Raw genomic sequence first — 20,250 nt, 5'->3', positions numbered from 1 at the left:
GCGGGTGACACGCAGAGCCGCGGCGCGGCGTCCGCCGCACGGAGGAACCGGGGCGCCGTCGGATGTACGGCGGTTACGGGGCCGCCGGGGGGCGAGAGGGGGCCGAGGGGGCCGGGCGCGCCGAGTGCGCTGAGCGCTTACGGCCGTACGCCGTCGTGGCGGAGCACGAGCACGGCCGCGTCGTCGCAGTGGCCGGTCCGGTCGGCGACCTCGCTCACCCGCGCGGCCAACTCCTCCGCGTCCGCGTCATAGCCCGCGCCGACCAGCCGCGACACCTCCGCCAGCCCCTGGTCGATCGGGAAGGACGGCCCTTCCACCACCCCGTCCGTGATCAGTACGAAGGCTCCCGCCCGCGTCAGCGGGTGCCGGGTCACCGGATAGGTCTCGCCACCCTGGATCCCCAGCGGCAGGCCCCCGGGGTCCCAGACGACCTCGGGCGGGGAGTCGGCCGAGGCCTGTATGGCCGGGACATGGCCTGCGCGGGAGCAGGCCAGCTCGCCCGCGACCGGGTCGAAGCGGACGAAGGTGCAGGTGGTGAACAGATCGCTACCCATCGAGATGAGCAGTTCGTTGACCCCGCGCAGCACCTCGCCCGGGTCGCAGGTGGCGGTGCAGACGGCGCGCAGCCCCGTGCGGACCTGGCCCATGAAGGCCGCCGCCTCCACGTCATGGCCCTGGACGTCGCCGATGGCGAAGCCGACCGAGGTGGTGCCGGGCAGCGGGAAGGCGTCGTACCAGTCGCCGCCGACGTCCAGCCCGTCCCGCGAGGGTGTGTAGCGGGCCGCGGCCCGCAGACCGGGGAGCGCGGGCAGTTCGGCGGGCAGCATCTGCCGCTGCAGGGCCACGGCCAGCTCCACCCGCGCCTGCTGCAGCTTGATCCGCTCGAGGATCTGAGCGGTCAGCCGCCCCAGGGAACGCAGCGCCTGTTCGGTGGATTCGTGCGGGGTGCTTCGGCGGCGGTTCATCGGTGCTCCGAGTGGTACCTCCAGCGCCTGCTGGGGGAGCTCTGACCCGCGTCTTATGGTACGCGCGGTCACGGGGAAAGCGGCGGGAGAAGGGACGCGAGAAGGGACGGGAGAAGGGGCCGTCGCGGGCGCGGGACGTGAGCGGGTCGGCGCCGTACGTGAGCGGGTCGGCGCCGTACGTGAGCGGGCGAGCCGCGCGTCCCGCCCCCGCTGCCTGTCAGATCACGGTCAGGCTTCGCTCGCATATGCGCAGCGGCCTTGCCGAGTCCGCCGGTTGACGACACCGTTGTCCGGCAACGGGCACGCGCGCCGCGCGCCCGTCTTCGACTGGGACCGGAGGTGCCATGGGACCGATCGTTCCACCCCTCGTTCCACCGTTCGAGCTCGTCGGTGAAGGGCCGCACCGGGTCGTGGCCATACACGGCTGGTTCTCGGACCGCGCCGCCTTCGCGGCCATGATGCCGCATATCGACCGTCGGGCCTTCACCTACGCACTCCCCGATCTGCGCGGCTACGGGGAGGCGCGGGACATCCGCGGCGAGTACACCACCGGCGAGGCGGGTCGCGATCTGCTCGCGCTCGCCGATCACCTCGGCTGGCAGCGGTTCTCGCTCCTCGGGCACTCGATGGGCGGCGCCGTCGCACAGCGCGTCGTGGCCGCCGTCCCCGACCGGGTGGGGCGGCTGGTCGGGGTCGCCCCCGTGCCCGCGAGCGGGATGCCGATGGAGGGGGAGCAGTGGGAGCTGTTCACCTCCGCCGCCGAGCGCCCCGAGAGCCGGCGGGCGATCATCGACTACACCACCGGCGGCCGCCACCCCGCCGCCTGGCTCGACATGATGGTCCGGCACTCACTGGAGCACAGCGACGCCAAGGCGTTCCGGGCCTGGCTGGACTCCTGGGCCCTGGAGGACTTCCACGAGGACATCCTGGGCTCCCGGGTGCCGGTCCGGGTGGTGGTCGGGGCGCAGGATCCGGCCCTGACGGCGGAGCTGATGCGGCAGACCTGGCTGCGCTGGTATCCGCGCGCCGAACTCGTCGAACTGCCCGGTGCCGGGCACTACCCCGCCGACGAGTCGCCGCTCGAACTCGTACGCGCCGTCGAGGACTTCATGGCGGCGGACGCGTGATCGCCCGAGGGGCGTGAGACGCGAGCAGAAGGGCGCGGCGAGTGCGAGTGCTCCGCCGCGTACTTCTCCTCGCTCTCGCGGTACTGGGGGAGCAGCGTGTTCAGGATGCGGTCCACGTACTCACGGGTCTCGGCGATCTTCGGGATCCCGCGGGCCTTGAGGACCGCGGTCGGACCGGCGTTGTACGCGGCCAGCGCCAGCTTGGTCGGGTTGCCGGGCAGGGATTTCACCATGCCGTACAGATGGCACATATAGCGGGCCTGCGAGGGGATGGCGTCCTTGGGCTCCCAGACATCGGCCTTTCCGTCGCCGTCCCCGTCGCGGCCCCACTCGGCCCAGGTCTCCGGGGTGAACTGCGAGATGCCCTGCGCATGCCCGGAGTCCGCGTCCGTCCGCCAGCCGCTCTCCGCGTGGATCTGCGCGGCCAGCAGCGGCACGTTCACCTTGGGGCAGGCGCGGGCGGCCGCCTCGACCGCCGGGCGCTCGGCCGCGGGGATGGTCGGAAGCTCGGGCTCCGAGGGGGTGGTGAAGTGCCGTACGACGAGGACCCCGGCGGCGAGCACCAGGGCGGTGCCGACCAGGGTGGCGGTGGTACGGCTTCGGCGGGTCACCATGCGGGCGCCGGAGGGACGGGGATGCGCATGAGGGGACGGTAGCCGGAATTCCGGGCCGGATCCGGAATTCGCGCGTTCCGTGAGCGGGTCCGCGGGATCAGGGCTTCCGGCCGGGGCCGCGGGGCCAGGTCTTCTCGTGACATCGAGTGGCGTCGTGCGGGGTCGTCCGACATCGAGTGGTGTGGTGTCGACGTGGTGTCGAGTGGCGTCGCGTCGGTTGACGTCGGCTCTGCCTACGCCTGTCCGGCTCCGCCCACCGCCGGCTGCGCCGCCGGGAGCGGCTGCTCCTCGTCGAGGGGGCGCTTCATCACGTACGCCGCGCCCGCGCCGGCCGCGAAGAGCGCGAGCACCGAGACCGCCGTGCCCAGCCAGGTGGCGCCGAGCCACTGGCCGCCCACGTAACCCAGGCTCACGCTGTAGGCGGCCCAGGCCAGTCCGGCAACCGCCGACCAGGGCAGGAACTCCTTGGCCCGGCGGTGGGACGCGCCCGCGCCGAGGCTGACGACGGATCGTCCGGCGGGCGCGAAGCGGGCTATGACGACCAGCGCGCCGCCGCCCTTGACCAGCGCCGTGCCCAACTTCTCCTGGGCGGAGGTCAGTCGGCGGGAGCGGGCGATGGCGCGGTCGAGGCGGTCGCTGCCGCGCCAGGCCAGCCGGTAGGCGACCATGTCGCCGAGGACGGAGGCGGTGGCGGCGCACAGCATGAGGGCGAACATCTGGGAGAAGTCGGCGGCGCCCGCCTGGACGCGTACGACGCCCACCGCGTCCACGGTGGTTCCGGCGGCGGCGGTGGCCGCCGTGATGACGAGGACACCGCTTGGCAGGACGGGGAGGAACACGTCAAGGAGAACGGACATGCCGACAACCGCGTAAATCCATGGGGTGTTGGTCAGCGACCCCAGATGTTCCAACAACGTTTCTCCCGATCCGATTCCCCCCGGCCGCGTCGCCGCCGGGGAGCGGCGGATGCGGCCTTCACAGCCATACAGCGTACGCCTGTGACGGGTGAGGATATCGACAAGGAGGTGATGATGTTGTTCGAATCACGTCACACGGGGGTTTCCTCCCCGGTGACGAAAGGGAGGTACCCCCGCATAACGTGATCTGCTGCTTGGAGCGGACGTTCAGGCAGATGCTCGGGCGACTGCTCAGGCGACTGCTCGGGCGACGGTTCAGACCGCGGTCGGCTGACGGTGTGTCTCGGGGGCGGTGACGGTCTGGCGCGCCGAGCCGAGGTAGCGGTCGAGGGCCCAGGGGCCGGGGCCGGTGAAGACGATGAGCAGGAACGCCCAGCAGAACATCGCGGCCGCCTCGCCGCCGTTCTGGATGGGCCACAGCTTCTCGGGCTGGTGCTCGTGGAAGTACGCGTACGCCATCGAGCCGGAGCTGATGAACGCCGCGCTGCGGGTGCCCAGGCCGAGCAGCACCAGGCCGCCGCCGACGAGCTGGATCACGGCCGCGTACCAGCCGGGCCAGGTGCCGGCGTCGACGGTCTTGCCGGTGCCCATGAGGCCGCCGAACCAGCCCAGCAGCGAGGAGGCGCCGTGGCAGAAGAAGAGCAGGCCGACGACTATGCGGAAGAGCGAGAGGACATACGGTCTCGTGCCGTCCAGGCGATCGGCAAGACCTTGGGGGGTGGCGGACGGGGACATGGGGACTGCTCCTTGTTCCGGGGACGGGAAACAATGGGACAGTCAGGTTAGGTTCCCCTTACCTTTTGTTGCAAGTTCAAGTTCCGCCAACTTTGCGCCCGCCGCGCGCAGCGCCGCACGGGCCACCGCATCGGTGTCGCACAAGGTCACCGAGTTGACCCCGGGCCGCGCGCCCGCCGCCGTCACCCAGTGCACGCCCTCCGTCGGCACCCCGATCGCAAAGCGCCGGGGATGGGGCCGCCCCTCCGCGTCCACCAGGCGATATGGGCTCGGGGTGACATCCAGACCCCCCGTCTCGTAGCCCTCCACCCGGTGTGGACGGCACCCCCCGGTGCGCAGCAGCCGGTCCAGCAGCGGGTCCGCCGTCCGCCGCAGATCGGGCTCCGGCAGCCGCGCCTCGATCAGCGTCGTCGCGATCACCACAGGGCCCGGCACCCGCGCCGAGTGCCCCCCGAAACCGGGGGTTCCACCCGGCTCAGCGGCGGTCACTTCGGTCACCTCCAGATGCGGACCGAGAACGTCCAGCACCCCCGCCTCGATCAGCGCGACCATCTCCTCGATGCGGCGGCGCGGCGGGCCGATCGACAAAAAGGCGTTGAGCGGGGTGTACCAGCGATCGAGATGGGACCGCCGGGACAGCCCCGACAGACCCCCGTGGTCGACGATTTGCCGCAGCTCATTGCGCAGATCACGAAATACGTCGAGGGCCGCCTTGACGGGGCCCGACACATTCCCGAGCCGGGCGTGGGCCACGTCCTCGCGCGCGTATCCCAACAGCCACCGCCGGAAGTCCTCCCGCCCGGTGAAGTCCCGGCCCCGGTGCGGATGGGCCACCGAATCCCAGCACCATCGGTCGGCCGGTGCGATGCCGAAATCGTCCAGCACCGCCGCCTCTTCCGCCCCGCCGTGCTCGGTGGCCAGAAAACGCCCCCTGAAGCTCGTGGGGCCCGTAGATCCCTGGAGTCCCGGCCGACTCTGCTGGCTCGATTCACCCGACTGCCCCTGCCGGCCCGGCAGGTCCGGGTGGTCCGAGCGGTCCGGGTGGTCCGAGCGGTCCAGCAGCGCTTCGTAGTAGACCGTCTCGGCCTCCTTGGCGACCATCGGCCAGACCTCGGTCAGGAAGTCCGGCGGATCGCCGGATTCCGCGCGCTTGCGGAAGTGGCTGATCACCTCGGGCGTCAGCAGCAGCGGATGGTGGCGCCCGTGGGCACCCTTCGCGTTGTCGCCCCGCGCGTGGTACGGAATGCCGCGCCGGGAGCTCGCGTACAGCCGTGGCTCACGCCCCGAGGGGCGATACACCAGCTTGCCGCCCTCGCTGTCGCTGTTGCCCTCGCCCTCGCTGTTGCCCTCGCTATCGCCGTCGCCGTCGCTCGGTGCGAAGCTGCCGCCGCGGCCGACCGTCAGCAGCGCCATGTGGTCGAAGAAGTTGAGGCCCAGGCCGCGCAGCAGTACGGGCTCGCCAGGCGCGATGGCCGACAGGTCGACGTCGGCCGGGTTGGCGGGCGGGTAGTAGCGCAACCCGTGGCGCTCGGCATGGGCGGCGAACCGTTCCTCCGCCGCGTCCGCCACCGTCGGCAGATGGCCCTGGGCGAGTACGACCGCCCGCAGCCCGTCGAGCCGGCTGCCGTCCTCCAGGGTCAGCACCTGCTCGCCGCCCGGGCGTTCCTCGAGGCGTACGGCGCGCGCGGTGTGCACCTGGACGGTCACCGTGTCCGGCGCGCCTCGCACCACCTCCCCGAACACCCACTCCAGATAGCGGCCGTAGAGCGCGCGGCTGGGGTAGTCGTCCGGGCCGAGGGCGGGGTCGAGCCCGTGGGCGGCGACCCACTCGTGCAGGCTCGGCCCGGTGCGGACCGGCCCCTCGCATTCGACGCTGGCGTCGGTGAAGAGGGTGACCTGTGAGGCCACGGTGTTCATCAGCAACTCGCCCGGCTGGGCCGTACGCCACACCCGGCCGGCGCCGGGCGGGGACGGATCCACCATGTGGACGGTGAGCCGCGCGTGGGGCGCGAGTTCTGGGGCCGAGGCGCATAGCCGCTCGAGCACGCTGGTGCCGCGGGGACCGGCACCGACGACGGCTATGGCGTGGGGGTCTCCGGCCAAGATTGTGTCTCCCGGGGCAGATGTGACTCAGGGTTCGCCCATCATGCCGCTCGGCTCCCGGGAATCGCGCCGAGGCAGGGAACTCCGGCCTCCGTTGTGGGAGGGATCACGCCGGGTCGGTGTTTTGACGCACGGCCGCCATTCGACTGCGGGAGGCGTAAATCGACTGCGGGGGGGGCGCGGGTCAGCCCTCGGGCCAGTCCGCTTCCAGTGCCGTGACCAGCCGCGCCCCGCCGCCCGACGGATCGGGCTGTGCCTGGTCGAGCCGCAGCCGCGCGGAACGCCCGCGCAGCGTCAGCGTCATCAGCTGGTTGCCGAACCACGGGCCGCCCGTCTTGCGCCAGTCGAGCCGGCTCGGGGTGACTCGTCCGTGCCGGGCGAAGGCGCGGCCGAGTCGGCGGCCCGCCCGGCTCCAGCCGAACCGGAAACCGAGCCGGATCGAGGCGTAAGTGCGGTTGTGCACGGGCGAACACGTCAGCTGCCGCACCTGGCTGTCCGGCGGCTGCGGCCAGCGCGACCAGTCGGGCTCGGCGACATACGCATGGTGCACATCGCCGGACAGCACGCTGATCGTCGCCGGCGCCGCGGGCCCGCCGCCGACCTTCGCGATCAGCTCGGTCAGCGCGTCGAAGGACGCGGGGAAGGCGGCCCAGTGCTCCAAGTCGCCGCGCTGCCGCAGGTCTTCCGCGATCCGCGCCCAGCGCGGGCCGCGCTTGCCGCGGCACACCGCGGCGTTCCACGCCTCCACGTCATGGACGAAATGCGGCAGCAGCCAGGGCAGCGAGGTGCCGATCAGGAGGTGGTCGTACGGTCCGGCGCGGCCGCTCGTGGCGTAGCTGTCCGTGCCCTCCAGCGCCTGCTCGCGCAGCCACGCCAGCTCGGGCTCGGCGACCATCGCCCGCGCGCCCTCCTCCAGCACCCGCGCGGCCCGGGTGTCGACCATCAGCAGCCGCACCCGCCCGAAGTCGCGGCGGTAGCTCCAGCGGGCGTACGTGGGGTCGGCGTCGGCGCGGGCGGCGAACTCCCGCAGCAGACCCGTGCCGCCGCCCTCGGGCGCGGCCCGCACCGCCGCGTACAACTCGTCGGCGGCCAGCTCGGCGGGGGAGAGATTGCCCAGGTGCTGATGGACCCAGTACGACATCAGACCGCTGAGGATCCGCTCCTGCCACCACGGGGTGGCGCGCATCTCCCGCTGCCATGCCTCACTGGTGTTCCAGTCGTCGATGACGTCATGGTCGTCGAAGATCATGCAGCTGGGGACGGTGGACAGCAGCCAGCGCACTTCGGGGTCCAGCCAGGACTCGTAGTAGAGCCGGGTGTACTCCTCGTAGTCGGCGACCTGCTGCCACGGGGGCTGGGTCACATCGCGCCGCGCGGCGAGCCAGCGGCGGGTCTCCTCGGAGGTCTCGTCCGCGTAGACCTGGTCGCCCAGCAGGACGAGCACGTCGGGGCGCTCGGCCCTGGGGGTGTGGGCGAGGGTGTGCGCCAGGGTGTCCAGGGCATCGGGGCCCATCGGATCGGCCGAGGAGTCGGCGGGCGGCGCGGCCCACCGGCAGGAGCCGAACGCGACGCGCACGGCGGCGGGCTCGGGCTCTGCGGAGGCATCGGGGGCGGAGCCTGTATCGGCATCGGAGGCGGAGGGCCGGGCGGGGGTGCGGATCGTGGAATCCGGGAAGCGGGAGTCGGGCAGCGGCCACACCTGCTCGCCGTCCAGCAGCACGCGGTAGGCCGTCTCGCCGCCCGGCCGCAGTCCGGTGACCGGGATCAGCGCGTAGTGATGGCCGGCGATCGACCAGGTGCGGGCCGCGCCACCCGCGCCGCCGGCGCAGCGTACCTCGGCCTCGCAAGGCCGGTCGGCCTCGATCCAGACCGTCGCGCTGGTGCCGGTTTCCCAGTCGACATGGCGCAGCAGCGGTCCCAGACGCAACCCGGCCATCCGGCCCTCCTCCGTCGTCGCTTGGTGGCGTGCAAGGCCTTACGGTACGGAACGACGAAGGAGGGCGCGGTGGTTCCGGTGCGGAGCCGGGGCCTCAGCAGCCGTTGAGGATGGAGCTGAGGGCGCTCTTCTCGGCGGAGTCGACGGACAGGCCGTAGTAGTACTTCACCTGCACCCAGGCGCGGGCGTAGGTGCAGCGGTACGAGGTGACCGACGGCAGCCACTCGGCCGGGTCCTTGTCGCCCTTCGCCTGGTTCACGTTGTCCGTGACGGCGATCAGCTGCGGACGGGTCAGGTCGTTGGCGAACGACTGGCGGCGGGCGGTGGTCCACCCGCTCGCGCCGGAGTCCCAGGCCTCGGCGAGCGGGACGAGGTGGTCGATGTCCAGGTCGGAGGCGGCGGTCCAGGTGGCGTTGTCGTAGACGGAGTGCCAGGTGCCGCTGACCGCGGCGCAGCTGGAGTCCTGCTGCACGTTGGTGCCGTCGCGCTTGAGGACGACCTCACGGGTGTTGCAGGCGCCGCTCTGGGTGATCCAGTGGGGGAAGAGATCACGGTCGTAGCCCGTGCGGTCCTCCGTCGCCACGGTCAGCGAGGCGAGATAGGTGCGGGCGGTGGCGGCGCTTACGGGGGTGGGCAGTGCCGCCTGGGCGGCCGGGCCGTTGAAGAGGCCCGCCAGGGCCATCAGACCGGTGGCCGCGGCCAGTACGCTCAGCCGTCGACGCGCGTAGAAGCCGCGCCGGGCGAAGGCATTGCGTATTCGGGACATGCGAACTCCCTTGGAGTGGGGGACGGTTCGGCCCGGTGGGAGCCGGGTAACGCGGAGTTAATGCTGTCGCCGGAACGTTTCTCTCCGGAATGCGACAGGTAACAGATTGGCGACATGAACACGTCATGTCGAGGGGTTCGAGCCCGCCAATTCCATGGGGCCGGCCCCCGCGCCGGGCCTCCCCGGCCCCTGCTCCCGGCCTCCCTGGCCCCCGCTCCCGGCCTCTCCGGCCCCCGTACCGGGCGCGTCGCGTATCCTTGCGAACAGCAGAAGGGGAGTAGCTCTTCGCCGGACCGTCGACATACTGCCCGCCCCTCGTGGTGCGGGCCGGCGCCCGGAGCGTATGGCACCCGTCCCGATGGGGAGGTGCGTACGCCAGCGAGACCTTCGGCCGCAGTGTCCGACGCTGCCGTGCCGAAGCGACCCCTCCCCAAGGGCCCTCTCGGTGCGGCCCGAGCCCCTTGAGGTAACCACCTGTGATCAGTCTCACCGTCGCCGCCGTCGTCTTCGGCGTCGTCTTCCTGGCCGAGCTGCCCGACAAGACCGCCCTCGCCGGGCTGATGCTCGGCACCCGCTACCGCGCCTCGTACGTCTTCGTCGGGGTCGCCGCCGCCTTCGCGGTCCATGTCGTACTCGCGATCGCGGCGGGCAGCGTGCTCGGGCTGCTCCCGCACCGCCTCGTCCAGACGATCGTCGGAGTGCTCTTCCTCGGGGGCGCGGCGGTGCTGCTGCTGAAGAAGGACGACGGGGAGGAAGAGATCCGCAAGCCCGCCGACCAGAGCTTCTGGAAGGTCTCGGGGGCGGGGTTCATGCTCATCCTGGTCGCGGAGTTCGGCGACCTGACCCAGATCATGACGGCCAACCTGGCCGCCCGCTACGACGACCCGCTGTCGGTCGGCCTCGGCGCGGTGCTCGCCCTGTGGGCGGTCGCGGGGCTCGGCATCCTGGGCGGCCGCACGCTGATGCGGTACGTACCGCTGCGGCTGATCACGAAGGTGGCGGCGCTGGTGATGCTGGCGCTGGCGGGGTTCAGCTTGTACGAGGCGGTGGCGGCCTGACGGCTCGCCGTACCCCGGCCCGTACGCGACAGCGTGAGACCCCCGGCCCGCGAGCCGGGGGTCTCACGCTGTGCTGACCGGGCTGTGTCGTCAGTCGGTGAAGTGCAGACGCAGGGTGCCGTCCGGCAGCGCCTCGACGCGGATCTGCTCCAGGTCCCGTACGTGCACGTCGGGGGCGTGGGCCGCGGCCCGGGGGCCGACCCCGACGACCCGCATACCGGCCGCCCGGCCCGCCGCGATGCCCGCCTCGGAGTCCTCGAAGACGACGCAGTCCTCGGGGTCGAAGCCCAGTTCGGCCGCGCCCTTGAGGAAGCCCTCGGGGTCCGGCTTGCTCGCCCCGACGCACTCCGCCGTGACCCGCACGCTCGGCATCGGCAGCCCCGTCGCGCCCATCCGGGCGCGGGCCAGCCCCTCGTCGGCGGAGGTGACCAGGGCGTGCGGCAGGTCCGCGAGCGAGGCCAGGAAGGCGGGGGCGCCGGGGATGGGCACGACGCCGTCGACGTCCGAGGTCTCCCACTCCAGCATCCGCCGGTTGTCCGCCAGGTTCTCCTCCATGGGCCGCTCGGGGAGCAGTACCGCCATGGTGGCGTGCCCCTGCCGCCCGTGTACGACCTTGAGCATGCTGGTCGCATCGAGTCCGTGCTCGGCGGCCCAGCGGCGCCAGCAGCGCTCCACCACGGCGTCGGAGTTCACGAGGGTGCCGTCCATGTCGAGGAGAAGGGCGCGGGCGGTGAACGGGGCGGTGGCCGGCATCGACGTACTCCAAGGCGCGGGAAAAGAGACAAGTGGCTCCGCCCGCCGGTCAGGGAGTGCGGGCGGAACCACTTTGTTCCTCCACGATACAAAGACCTTCGCCGGTGCGCCAGTGGCACCGGCGGGGCCTTCGCTTTTACGGTTCGTCGGTTCGCGACTCCAGGGCACGGCGCGTATTCGGCCCGTAGACCCCCTTCGGGTCGCCGTCCACCCCGTAGGTGTTCTGGAAGCTGGTCACCGCGTTCCGTACGCCGTCGTCGTACTCGCCGTCCGACGACCCCAGGTAGAGCAGCAGCTGGCCCAGCCGCTTCTGGAGCTCGACCACCTCGGAGCCGCTGTCGCCCTCCTGCAGTACGGGCGGGCCGGTGGGGGGCGGGGTTTCGGTCGGGCCGGGGGAGACGCTGCCGGTCGCGTCGGTCGCCGAGGGGGTGGGCGAGGTGGCCGACTTGGAGGGTTCCTTCGACTTCGAGGCCGACGGCGAGTGGCTGGGCCGCGGGCTCGCGCTCTCCTTCTTGGAGGCGGAAGGCGTCGTGGCGGGGGTGGTGGACGACGCCGAAGGCGAGGGCTTCTTGTCGGGCGACTTGTCGTCCTTGGTCGACGGGTCGTCGTCCGGTGTGCTGGAGCTCGGGTCGGAGAGCGTTCGGTCGGCTTCCTGGTCGTGCTTCTTGTCGCCGCCCAGTAAGCCGGTGCCGAAGGCCAGCGTGCTCGCCACCGCCACCGCCGCGGCCCCCGAGAGCACCGCCACCACCGGGCCTCTGCGGCTCTTCCGGTGGCGCCCGGCGCCCGCCCCGCCCCCGGCCCCGGTCCCGCCCCCGGCGGGAGCGGACGCGTCGGCCTCGGTCCGCGCGGCCTCGGCCGCCCCGATCCGGTCGGTCCGGTCGGTCCGGCTGACCGGGCTGATCCGGTCGATGGGCTGCGTGACGGGCTCGAACGCCTGGGTCACCGCGGCGGCCCCCGCGGCCGCGGGGGTTCTGTCGTCTCTGCCCGCGTCTCTGCGCGCTCTGCCCGCTCCGGCCGCTCCGGCCGCTGCTCGGTCCGCGCCGTCCGCTCTCCCGGCCTGGTCTCTGCCGGCCTGGTCTCTGTCGGCCTGGTCTCTGTCGGCCTGTTCGAGTTCCGCGTCCGCATCGTGGGCGTCGTGGTCCTCGCGGGCGGATCTGCGGGTCGTCATGCGCTCGAACAGCCGTATGTCGCGGAGCTCGGGGCCCTTGCGGCGCTCTTCGCCGGCGAACGTGACGTACGGGCGTGGGCCCATGGGGTCGTCGCGTATCTCGTCGTCGAAGCCGTCGCGCGCGTCCTCACGCATGCTCTCGCGCATGCCCTCGCGCGTGTTCTCACGCAGGCTGTCGCGGATGCCGTCGCGGTCGTCGCGTATGTGGTCCTCGCTGTCGCCCGCCGCCGCGGCAGCCGCGGCGGCGCGCGCTGCACACGCGCAACCGGGGCGGCCGTTGTCGCGCGCCGGCGCGAAGCAGTGCGGGCAGAGGTCTGCCGTCACGGGTCTTTCCCTTCCTGGAGTCGCAGCGATTATGCAGAGCCTGTCATGTTCCGCGCAGCGCTTCCCAATGAGTGTGGGCCTTCTCGGCAGGCCGTAACGAGACATAAAGGCGAGGATGGGGGTGAAGAGCGCGGACCGGGACAAAGACGGCGAGTCAGGGACGAGTCGGCGGCTGGTCGAGGACGGAGCGCGGAGGCCCGCGCGCGGGCTGCCGCGCGCTGACTAGGTACGGAGTCACCCATGGCGCAGGACGCGAGCCCCTCGACCCCGGCCCCGGGCCCTGTGGCGCTCGGCCCGGGGGAGGGCCGTACGAAGCGTACGGTCCTCGTGGCGATCGGCGCCCTGATGCTCGGACTGATGCTCGCCGCCCTCGACCAGACGATCGTCGCCACGGCCCTGCCCACGATCGTCAGCGATCTCGGCGGACTGTCGCATCTGTCCTGGGTCGTCACCGCGTATCTGCTCGCCTCGACCGCCGCCACCCCGCTGTGGGGCAAACTCGGCGACCAATACGGGCGCAAGAAACTCTTCCAGGCCGCCATCGTCATCTTCCTCATCGGCTCGGCGCTGTGCGGGCTCGCCCGGAACATGCCGGAGCTGATCGTCTTCCGTGGGCTCCAGGGGCTGGGCGGCGGCGGGCTGATCGTGCTGTCGATGGCGATCGTCGGCGACATCGTCCCGCCCCGCGAACGCGGCCGCTACCAAGGGCTCTTCGGCGCGGTCTTCGGCGCCACGAGCGTCCTCGGGCCGCTGCTGGGCGGGCTCTTCGTCGACCACCTCAGCTGGCGCTGGGTCTTCTACATCAACATCCCCCTCGGCATCATCGCCCTCGCCGTCATCGCCACCGTTCTGCACATCCCGGTCCGCGGCGCCCGCCACACCATCGACTACCTCGGCACCCTCCTCATCGCCTCCGTCGCCGCCGCGCTGGTGCTGATGACCTCCCTCGGCGGTGTGACCTATCCCTGGGGCTCCTGGCAGATCGTCGGGCTCGCGCTGCTGGGCGCGGTGCTGCTGGTGGCCTTCGTACGGGTGGAGGGGCGCGCCGCCGAACCCGTGCTGCCGCTGTATCTCTTCCGCAGCCGCTCCTTCGCGGTCTGCTCGGTCATCGGCTTCGTGGTCGGCTTCGCGATGTTCGGCAGCATGACCTATCTGCCGACGTTCTTGCAGGTCGTACAGGGCGTCAGCCCGACCCTGTCCGGCGTCCACATGCTGCCGATGGTCTTCGGGATGCTGCTCGCCTCCACCGGCTCCGGCCAGGTCGTCAGCCGTACCGGCCACTACAAGGTCTTCCCGATCCTCGGCACCGGCGTCACCGCTGTCGGCCTGCTGCTTCTGCACCAGCTGCGGCCGTCCACCGGCGTGGCCGAGACCAGCGTGTACTTCTTCGTCTTCGGCTTCGGGCTCGGCCTGGTCATGCAGGTCCTGGTGACCATCGTGCAGAACTCCGTCCGCTACCAGGACCTCGGCGTCGCCACCTCCGGCAACACCTTCTTCCGCTCCATCGGCGGCTCCTTCGGCGTCTCCGTCTTCGGCACGATCTTCGCCAACAGCCTCGCCCCCCACCTCGCCAATGTGCTGGCCGGACAGCGGCTGCCCCCCGGCGTCGACCCCAGCGCGCTGAGCGCCGACCCCCGAGGGGTCCGGCTGCTGCCGGACGCGCTGCGGGCGAGGGTGCTGGACGCGTACTCCGTCTCCATCACCGATGTGTTCCTGTACGCGGCGCCGTTCGTGGTGATCGCCTTCGTCCTGGCCTGGTTCCTGCACGAGGAACCGCTGCGGGCCAGCGTCACCGCGCCCGAGGCCGGCGAGGTGGTCGCCAGCAACCCCGTCGAGCGCTCCTCGCACGACGAGGTCGCCCGCGCCCTCTCGCTGCTGGGCTGCCGCAAGGGCCGCAAACAGGTCTACGAGGACATCGCCAAACGCGCCGGCCTCGACCTCAGACCGGCCGTGAGCTGGATGCTGCTGCGGATGACCCACTACGGCGCGGTCGCGCCCTACCTGCTGGCCGAGCGCTCGACCGCAGCGCCGTGGGTCATCACCGAGGCGGCCCGGCAGATCGAGGAGCGGGGGCTGGGCGCGCGCGACGGAGTGTCGCTCGTGCCGACCGAGGAAGGACGAAGGGTGGCGGAACGGCTCTACCGCGCCCGGGGGGAGTCGCTGGCGGAGCTCCTGGGCGACTGGTGGTCCCCGGACCGGCCGACCGACCTGATGGAGCTGGTGCGGGTGCTGAACCGGGAACTGTGCGGCTCGGACGCGGAACAGCCGGACGACGGCGGCGCCCGGCGCCCGGGACCGCCGCGGACGGTGTAGGCGGGATCGCGTAGCGGCTGCGTCGGGTGGGCATCCCCGGCGGCTGGGCCCTGCCGGGCGGGCGCCCGCGCCGGGTGGGCGCCCCTGCCGGGTGCCTCCGCCGGGTGGGCACCCCGCCGGGGTGGGCCCTGCGCCGGGTGGGCCGCTGCCGGTTGGGCACCCCCGCCCCCGGGTTGGGCACCCCGCGGGGGCGCCGCCCTGGCGGTCAGCCGGCGACGCGGTCGCCGGGCTCCTTGCCTGCCTCCCTGTCCGCCGCCCCGTCCAGCTCCTTGCCCAGCCAGACCTCCGAGTACGGACCCTCGCAGAACGGCGGCACGTCCGCGTACCCGTGCCGTGCGTACAGGGCCCGCGCCTCGCGCAGGTCCAGCCGCGTCTCCAGCACGATCCGCCCGGCGCCCAGCTCACGCGCGGCCGCCTCGGCCGCCGCGAGGAGCACGCCGGCCGCGCCCAGGCCGCGCTTGGCCGGCCGTACGAACATCCGCTTGAGCTCCGCCGTACGGCCGGGCCCGGGACCCGCCGTACCGCCGCCGGCCAGCAGCCGTACGCCCGCGCAGCCTGCGAGCTCGCCGTCGTGGTGGGCCACCAGGAACACGCCGTGCGGCGGGGCGAGGTCGTCGCTCGGCATCTCGGCGAGATGCTTGTCGATCTCCTCGGGGGTCGTGGAGCGCCCCTCATGGAGCTCGTACCAGCGGTCGGCGACATCGACGAGGTAGTCGCGCAGCAGCCCGGCCGAGACGGGGTCGTCGACCGGGTGCGGGGCGACCGTCCAGGGGGCGCGGGTGCGGGGCGTGCTGGTGCTCATGGCGGGCATCGTGACAGCCGCCGCCGCCCCGCGCACCTGAGTTTGAGGGCGGCGAAGCGGGCAACCCGGCGGGGAACGGCCCCCGGACGGAAGGGGGCACGGGTGGAAGGCAGAAGCAGACCATGTCAACTGGCGCGAGCATCACCGTGGTTGTCGCCGCCGTCGTCCTCGTCGCCGCGCTCGCGGCCGCGCTCGCCGCGGGATTCGTCCGAGCGCGCGACGGAGGCCGGAACCGCGCTCTGCGACGCCGCTTCGGGCCCGAGTACGACCTGACGGTCGCCCGCCACTCGGGCGATACGAGAGCGGCGGAGCGGGAGCTCGACGAGCGGCTGCGGCGGCACGGCCGCCTCAAGACCCAGCCGCTCTCCGGCGAGCTGCGCGAGCGGTACGTGGCCGAATGGGCCTGGGTGCAGGAGGAGTTCATCGAGCAGCCGGCCCGCGCCACGGCCGACGCCGACCAGCTGCTGGCCCGTCTCGCCCACGACCGCGGCTACCCCTCCGACCGCTACGACGAACAGGTCGCGGCCCTGTCGGTGCACCATGCGGGCAGCGTGCAGGGCTACCGCCAGCTCCACGCCGCCGCCCTGCGGGCCCGCGAGGGCCGGGCGGACACCGAAGAGCTGCGCGAGGCCGTGGTGCACGGACGGGTCCTCTTCGAGGACTTGGTGAAGCCCCCGCACCACGGCGCCGACGGCACCCGGCCGCATACGCCAACGCATACGCACGCGCATACCGCTACGCCTACGCCTACGCACGCGCCGTGGGCGATGCGCGGCGGGAATCCGGGACGGGGTGACATCTGATGCCCGAGATCCACGGTGCGATCCCGGCTCCACGCGCCGTAAGCGCCAAGGCCGCCAAGGCCGCGAACGCCGCGAGAGCTGAAGGAGCCATCCCCAACGGCCCCACCTTCCCGGTCCTCCCGCCGAGCGAACAGGACGAGCTGGCCCACCGCCTGCGGCACGCGGTCGGCGGCTTCGTGGACGCCCCGCGCGACGCGGTGGAAGAGGCCGACCTGCTCCTCGACGAGCTGTCCAGCCGCCTCACCGACCTCCTCGCAGACCGCCGCCGTACGCTCAAAGACGCCTGGCGGGAGAACGAGTCGGGCACCGTACGGACGGAAGACCTGCGGCTGGCCATGCGCGGCTACCGCAACGTCCTGGAGCGGCTGCTGAGCGTCTGAACGACTGAACGGGTTGGGTCACGCGGTGAAGCGGGCCACGAACCGGCGCTGCCAAGGCGTCTCCACGGCGCGCGGCGCGTAGTGCTCCCTGACGTAGCCGACCGCCTCGTGGCCCGGGACCCCGTCCAGCACGGCGAGGCAGGCCAGCGCCGTACCGGTACGCCCGACCCCGCCGCCGCAGGCGACCTCGACGCGTTCGCCCGCGGCGCGCTCCCACGCCTCGCGCAGCGCCTCCCCGGCGGCGGCACGGTCGGACGGCAGCCGGAAGTCCGGCCAGCGGACCCAGCGCGCCTCCCAGGAGACGGCGGGCGGCTCCTTGCCCAGCAGATACAGCGCGAAGCCGGGCTCCGGCCCGGCCGGCAGGGGGCGGCGCAGCCCCCTGCCCCGTACGAGTCGACCCGAAGGCAGCCGCAGCACGCCCGCCGCCGTGGGCTCCCAAGTAGTGATCATCCGAGTGAGCGTAGCCCCCGCGTCAGGCCGACGCGTCGATTGTGACGATGCCGACGGACTCGGCTCCGACAAGCAGCAGACAGGCCTGGAAGCCGTAGTCCTCACCCGAGACGTCGACCGGAAGGCCGATCCCGTACGCCGGCGGATCCATATCACCTGGGCCGTCAGTGACCTGTGCGGTGACGGTGTCGAACACGTCCCGGCCGAGGAAGGCCACCAGCTGATCGCCTGGGAAGCGGGGCTGAGGGTCGTCGTCGGGGTCGTAGTCGTCGATCTCTCCCATGGCCCAGGCCCCGGTCCTGGCCTGCTCCAGATTGTGCTCTTCGAACTCCGTCTGGACCGTCGCCAGAGTCTCGGCGTCCAGCCGGCGGAGATCGGCTTCGTCCTCCTCCCACCACTCGTCGTCCACCAGCTCCGCCCAGCGGTCCGACTTCGGCCACCACGCGCGGAACGCGGCATCGGCGGCATCGACGGCGCCCGGGTCGGCGAAGTCCAGGTCGAGGCCGTGTGGTTGGACCTTGACGTCGACTTCCATGCGGTCGTTGTTGGTCAGCCAGACGAACTCGCCGAGCAGCTTCGCGGCGCAGCCGGCGCGGACGGCCAGATCCGCCTGCCGGTACTCGTCCTCGGTGAGGGTCGGGGGCGCGGCGATCTTGCCGTCCAGCGCACGGGAAGGGTCCGGCCACAGCCCATCGGAGGGCGGCGGGGCCGCCGAGGGGGCTATGGACAGCCGGAACGTGTCCCCGCCGAGATCCCGGCCGAGCAGATGCAGCTCATCGCCGAGCGGACGGCCACCCGGCTCCGCGGCGACCGTGACCCGCACCAGATCGCGGAAGGCCCCCGCCAGCTTCCTGGCCAGTGCGGCGATCAGCTCGCGAGCCCGGTCGTCCGGCGCGTCCGACCCCGAAGAGAACGTGTCGATCAGCAGCCGGTGGACCTCTTCGGCCACTTCTCCATCCGGGCGCGCGCTCGTCCATGGCACTCCCGGGTGCTCGATCGCATGGTTCAGCACCTCGACGGCCACCGGATGACGGTGCCCCGATGTCCCCTCGCCCGGGAACGTACCCGGGAACCGGCCGTATTCGGCAATCTCCGGCGGCGTCGGCGATGAGTCCCACGGCCGCTCGCTCGGCGACGGCGCGCTCCCCGTCACCGGCATCGACCAGTACGCGGGATACCCGGTCCCAGGATGTTCGGGCGCCCAACGCTGCAACAGGTGTGTCGCGGGCTTCAGCTCAAGCGATGTCATCCCACTGTCCCCCGAGTGATCGCTGAAACGGCACTTCGCGGGTGTCATGCTGCCACGCCGGGCGTCCCGGCCGAGGGGACTTCATGGCCTGAGATCTTCGCCGGGCGTTGGGCAGGGGCAGCGGGCCGGCACACACCGAACTTTGGACTTGTGGGTCCAATTTCGGCCTCGCACAGTGGGCACTGCGCCCTGGCAGTCCAGGGCCCGTCCGGCCGGAGGCCGCATGCGGTTCGGCCGCGCGGGTTCACGGTGGATTTCAAGCAAGATCAAGCAACGGAGTGGACCATGTCGATGCGGCTTGCGGGCAAGACCGCGCTGGTGACCGGCGCGACCAGCAACATCGGGCGGGCGATCGCGGAGGCGTTCGCCGCCGAGGGGGCATACGTCGTCGTCTCGGGCCGCAGCGCCGAGCGCGGCCAGGAGGTCGTCGACGGCATCCGCGCCCGCGGCGGCCGCGCCGACTTCGTACGGGCCGACCTGGACGGTAGCGCCGCCGCCTCGCAGGCGCTGGCCCAGGAGGCGACGCGGGTCCTCGGCGGCCGTATCGACGTCCTGGTCAACAACGCCGGCATCTACCCCGGTGACGCGACCGCGGCCACCGACGAGAAGACCTTCGACCGGGTCTACACGGTCAATGTGAAGGCCCCGTTCTTCCTGACCGCGGCCGTCGCCCCCGCCATGGCGGAGTCCGGCGGCGGAGCGATCATCAACCTGGGCTCCTGGGTCGCCCGGCTGGGTGTTCCCGTCGGCGCCCTGTACAGCTCCACCAAGGGAGCCATGGAGACCCTGACCCGGGCCTGGGCCGCGGAGTTCGGGCCGCAGGGCATACGTGTGAACGCGATCTCCCCGGGCGTGGTGCTGGCGCCGGACACCGGAGAGGCTCACGCCGCCGAGGTCATGATGAAGGGCACCCCAGCGGGCCGAATGGGCACCCCCGACGCCATCGCGAGCGCCGCGGTGTACCTGGCCGCCGACGAGTCCTCATTCGTCCACGGCATCGTGCTCGACGTCGACGGCGGCCGGGGCACCGTCGCAGTCATCGCCGCCTGAGGGGGCGGGGGTGGGGGTGGGCGGTTTCGCCGAAACCGCCCACCCCACCCCCGTTACCGCCCACCTGCGTCTCATACCCGACGGCAGGACGGCAGATCACACCGCGGCGGGTCACGCCGCAGCGCGGCCCGCGTGGCGCAGATCCGCGATCCCCTGATCGAGAGCGGCACGCAAATGGTGGGACTGCCCCGTCGACAGCAGGATCGACACGCCCCCCTTGGACCGCGGCCAGCAGCGCCGCGGCCCGCGCGTCGACATCGACATCGGCAGGAAGCCTGCCGTTCGCCTGCAGCGCCCGGATGCCCGTCGCCAGGCTCTCCTGCCAGCGGCGCATCAGCTCGATCACGATCGCCCGCGTCCCGGGAGTCGAACGCCCGATCTGAAGGAACAGCGACCCCAGCGGACACTGGTCCCCCTGGGTCTCGTAGCGCGTCATCACCACGTCCCGCCACTGCTCCCAGGCATCCCAGGAGTCGAGACACCCGAGATAGGGCTGCTGGTCCTCCAGGACCTGATCCGCCTCGAACTGGGCCACCGCGACGAGCAGTTCATCCTTCCCGGCCGGGAAGTAGTGGAACAGCTGGCCCTTGCTGGTGCTGGTCCGCGCCATGATGTCGTCCAGCGTCGCTGAGGCGACGCCCATCTCCCGCAGCACCGCCGCGGCCCCCTCGACGATCCGGCCCCGGGTCGCCTTCCCCTTCGCCGTCAGCTCCCCGCGCAATGACCTACCTCCTCAC

General features: G+C 72.3%; 18 protein-coding genes and 1 pseudogene. 6 read left to right on the top strand and 13 right to left on the bottom strand.

All coding sequences use genetic code 11. The features are described from left to right. Nucleotides 1-137 precede the first annotated feature (137 nt). Nucleotides 138-965 carry a PP2C family protein-serine/threonine phosphatase gene (locus ACWDSL_RS10730; protein ID WP_450483822.1) on the bottom strand — a complete coding sequence of 276 codons (828 nt, stop codon included), beginning with the start codon at nt 963-965 and terminating at the stop codon, nt 138-140. 344 nt (nt 966-1,309) lie between these two features. Between ACWDSL_RS10730 and ACWDSL_RS10725 the strand changes: the two genes are divergently transcribed. Then, a complete protein-coding gene (locus ACWDSL_RS10725) occupies nt 1,310-2,092 on the top strand; it encodes an alpha/beta fold hydrolase (RefSeq protein ID WP_089506453.1) in 783 nt (260 codons plus the stop codon). Here the strand turns inward: ACWDSL_RS10725 and ACWDSL_RS10720 are convergent. The 6 genes from ACWDSL_RS10720 to ACWDSL_RS10695 all read right to left on the bottom strand — a co-directional run bounded on the left by ACWDSL_RS10720 (nt 2,023) and on the right by ACWDSL_RS10695 (nt 9,163). Beyond that, complete coding sequence (locus ACWDSL_RS10720; protein WP_450483820.1) at nt 2,023-2,706, bottom strand: lytic transglycosylase domain-containing protein; 684 nt, start codon at nt 2,704-2,706, stop codon at nt 2,023-2,025. The two genes, ACWDSL_RS10725 and ACWDSL_RS10720, sit on opposite strands and share 70 nt — an antisense overlap. A gap of 233 nt (nt 2,707-2,939) precedes the next feature. Beyond that, nucleotides 2,940-3,620, bottom strand: a complete 681-nt coding sequence (locus ACWDSL_RS10715) for a DedA family protein (RefSeq protein WP_450483818.1) — start codon at nt 3,618-3,620, stop codon at nt 2,940-2,942. A 258-nt stretch (nt 3,621-3,878) separates the two neighbouring features. Further along, nucleotides 3,879-4,358 carry a DoxX family protein gene (locus tag ACWDSL_RS10710; protein ID WP_450483816.1) on the bottom strand — a complete coding sequence of 160 codons (480 nt, stop codon included), beginning with the start codon at nt 4,356-4,358 and terminating at the stop codon, nt 3,879-3,881. Nucleotides 4,359-4,400: 42 nt separating this feature from the next. Further along, nucleotides 4,401-6,461, bottom strand: a complete 2,061-nt coding sequence (locus ACWDSL_RS10705) for an FAD/NAD(P)-binding protein (protein ID WP_450483814.1) — start codon at nt 6,459-6,461, stop codon at nt 4,401-4,403. A gap of 184 nt (nt 6,462-6,645) precedes the next feature. Beyond that, nucleotides 6,646-8,397, bottom strand: coding sequence for an alkaline phosphatase D family protein (locus ACWDSL_RS10700; RefSeq protein WP_450483812.1), 1,752 nt, complete (start codon nt 8,395-8,397; stop codon nt 6,646-6,648). A 94-nt stretch (nt 8,398-8,491) separates the two neighbouring features. After that, on the bottom strand, nt 8,492-9,163 hold the full coding sequence (locus ACWDSL_RS10695; RefSeq protein ID WP_450483811.1) for an HNH endonuclease family protein: 672 nt from the start codon (nt 9,161-9,163) through the stop codon (nt 8,492-8,494). A gap of 476 nt (nt 9,164-9,639) precedes the next feature. Between ACWDSL_RS10695 and ACWDSL_RS10690 the strand changes: the two genes are divergently transcribed. Beyond that, nucleotides 9,640-10,221, top strand: a complete 582-nt coding sequence (locus ACWDSL_RS10690) for a TMEM165/GDT1 family protein (protein ID WP_450483809.1) — start codon at nt 9,640-9,642, stop codon at nt 10,219-10,221. 90 nt (nt 10,222-10,311) lie between these two features. Here the strand turns inward: ACWDSL_RS10690 and ACWDSL_RS10685 are convergent, their stop codons facing one another. Continuing rightward, the gene (locus ACWDSL_RS10685) at nt 10,312-10,974 is read right to left on the bottom strand and encodes an HAD-IA family hydrolase (RefSeq protein WP_450483807.1); all 663 of its coding nucleotides are present in this window, start codon (nt 10,972-10,974) and stop codon (nt 10,312-10,314) included. A gap of 136 nt (nt 10,975-11,110) precedes the next feature. Beyond that, a complete protein-coding gene (locus tag ACWDSL_RS10680; protein WP_450483805.1) occupies nt 11,111-12,466 on the bottom strand; it encodes a peptidoglycan-binding protein in 1,356 nt (451 codons plus the stop codon). Nucleotides 12,467-12,706: 240 nt separating this feature from the next. On the opposite strand from ACWDSL_RS10680, the gene ACWDSL_RS10675 reads away from it, so the two are divergent. Further along, on the top strand, nt 12,707-14,779 hold the full coding sequence (locus ACWDSL_RS10675; RefSeq protein WP_450483803.1) for a DHA2 family efflux MFS transporter permease subunit: 2,073 nt from the start codon (nt 12,707-12,709) through the stop codon (nt 14,777-14,779). A gap of 205 nt (nt 14,780-14,984) precedes the next feature. Here the strand turns inward: ACWDSL_RS10675 and ACWDSL_RS10670 are convergent, their stop codons facing one another. Further along, a complete protein-coding gene (locus tag ACWDSL_RS10670) occupies nt 14,985-15,581 on the bottom strand; it encodes a GNAT family N-acetyltransferase (RefSeq protein WP_450483801.1) in 597 nt (198 codons plus the stop codon). A 122-nt stretch (nt 15,582-15,703) separates the two neighbouring features. Between ACWDSL_RS10670 and ACWDSL_RS10665 the strand changes: the two genes are divergently transcribed. Beyond that, the gene (locus ACWDSL_RS10665; protein ID WP_450483799.1) at nt 15,704-16,384 is read left to right on the top strand and encodes a hypothetical protein; all 681 of its coding nucleotides are present in this window, start codon (nt 15,704-15,706) and stop codon (nt 16,382-16,384) included. Further along, nucleotides 16,384-16,764 (top strand): hypothetical protein, encoded by a 381-nt coding sequence (locus tag ACWDSL_RS10660; protein WP_450483797.1) that lies wholly within the window; start codon nt 16,384-16,386, stop codon nt 16,762-16,764. Before ACWDSL_RS10665 ends, ACWDSL_RS10660 begins: the two co-directional genes overlap by 1 nt. Before the next feature lie 18 nt (nt 16,765-16,782). On the opposite strand, the gene ACWDSL_RS10655 is transcribed toward ACWDSL_RS10660, so the two are convergent. Together ACWDSL_RS10655 and ACWDSL_RS10650 are read right to left on the bottom strand one after the other, a co-directional pair. Further along, the gene (locus tag ACWDSL_RS10655; RefSeq protein WP_089506440.1) at nt 16,783-17,214 is read right to left on the bottom strand and encodes a protein-tyrosine phosphatase family protein; all 432 of its coding nucleotides are present in this window, start codon (nt 17,212-17,214) and stop codon (nt 16,783-16,785) included. Nucleotides 17,215-17,236: 22 nt separating this feature from the next. After that, nucleotides 17,237-18,238 carry a hypothetical protein gene (locus ACWDSL_RS10650; RefSeq protein WP_450483795.1) on the bottom strand — a complete coding sequence of 334 codons (1,002 nt, stop codon included), beginning with the start codon at nt 18,236-18,238 and terminating at the stop codon, nt 17,237-17,239. Between the two features lie 510 nt (nt 18,239-18,748). Here ACWDSL_RS10650 and ACWDSL_RS10645 point away from each other — a divergent pair. Beyond that, entirely contained in the window at nt 18,749-19,513 is a 765-nt protein-coding gene (locus ACWDSL_RS10645) for an SDR family NAD(P)-dependent oxidoreductase (protein WP_450483793.1), read from the top strand. A gap of 111 nt (nt 19,514-19,624) precedes the next feature. On the opposite strand, the pseudogene ACWDSL_RS10640 reads toward ACWDSL_RS10645, so the two are convergent. Continuing rightward, nucleotides 19,625-20,234: pseudogene (locus ACWDSL_RS10640) on the bottom strand (TetR/AcrR family transcriptional regulator). Nucleotides 20,235-20,250: the final 16 nt, after the last annotated feature.

It is taken from the genome of Streptomyces sp. NPDC000941, from assembly GCF_053599555.1.
The sequence above is the reverse complement of the archived record's forward strand: the minus strand, read 5'-3'. Positions and strand labels throughout refer to the sequence as shown.

What these genes read in the sequence shown, in the direction of transcription:
- ACWDSL_RS10720 (WP_450483820.1), bottom strand. Translation starts at nt 2,706, where the DNA reads ATGGTGACCCGCCGAAGCCGTACCACCGCCACCCTGGTCGGCACCGCC.
- ACWDSL_RS10660 (WP_450483797.1), top strand. Translation starts at nt 16,384, where the DNA reads ATGCCCGAGATCCACGGTGCGATCCCGGCTCCACGCGCCGTAAGCGCC.
- ACWDSL_RS10675 (WP_450483803.1), top strand. Translation starts at nt 12,707, where the DNA reads ATGGCGCAGGACGCGAGCCCCTCGACCCCGGCCCCGGGCCCTGTGGCG.
- ACWDSL_RS10725 (WP_089506453.1), top strand. Translation starts at nt 1,310, where the DNA reads ATGGGACCGATCGTTCCACCCCTCGTTCCACCGTTCGAGCTCGTCGGT.
- ACWDSL_RS10710 (WP_450483816.1), bottom strand. Translation starts at nt 4,358, where the DNA reads ATGTCCCCGTCCGCCACCCCCCAAGGTCTTGCCGATCGCCTGGACGGC.
- ACWDSL_RS10685 (WP_450483807.1), bottom strand. Translation starts at nt 10,974, where the DNA reads ATGCCGGCCACCGCCCCGTTCACCGCCCGCGCCCTTCTCCTCGACATG.
- ACWDSL_RS10655 (WP_089506440.1), bottom strand. Translation starts at nt 17,214, where the DNA reads ATGATCACTACTTGGGAGCCCACGGCGGCGGGCGTGCTGCGGCTGCCT.
- ACWDSL_RS10695 (WP_450483811.1), bottom strand. Translation starts at nt 9,163, where the DNA reads ATGTCCCGAATACGCAATGCCTTCGCCCGGCGCGGCTTCTACGCGCGT.
- ACWDSL_RS10730 (WP_450483822.1), bottom strand. Translation starts at nt 965, where the DNA reads ATGAACCGCCGCCGAAGCACCCCGCACGAATCCACCGAACAGGCGCTG.
- ACWDSL_RS10665 (WP_450483799.1), top strand. Translation starts at nt 15,704, where the DNA reads ATGTCAACTGGCGCGAGCATCACCGTGGTTGTCGCCGCCGTCGTCCTC.
- ACWDSL_RS10700 (WP_450483812.1), bottom strand. Translation starts at nt 8,397, where the DNA reads ATGGCCGGGTTGCGTCTGGGACCGCTGCTGCGCCATGTCGACTGGGAA.
- ACWDSL_RS10670 (WP_450483801.1), bottom strand. Translation starts at nt 15,581, where the DNA reads ATGAGCACCAGCACGCCCCGCACCCGCGCCCCCTGGACGGTCGCCCCG.
- ACWDSL_RS10645 (WP_450483793.1), top strand. Translation starts at nt 18,749, where the DNA reads ATGTCGATGCGGCTTGCGGGCAAGACCGCGCTGGTGACCGGCGCGACC.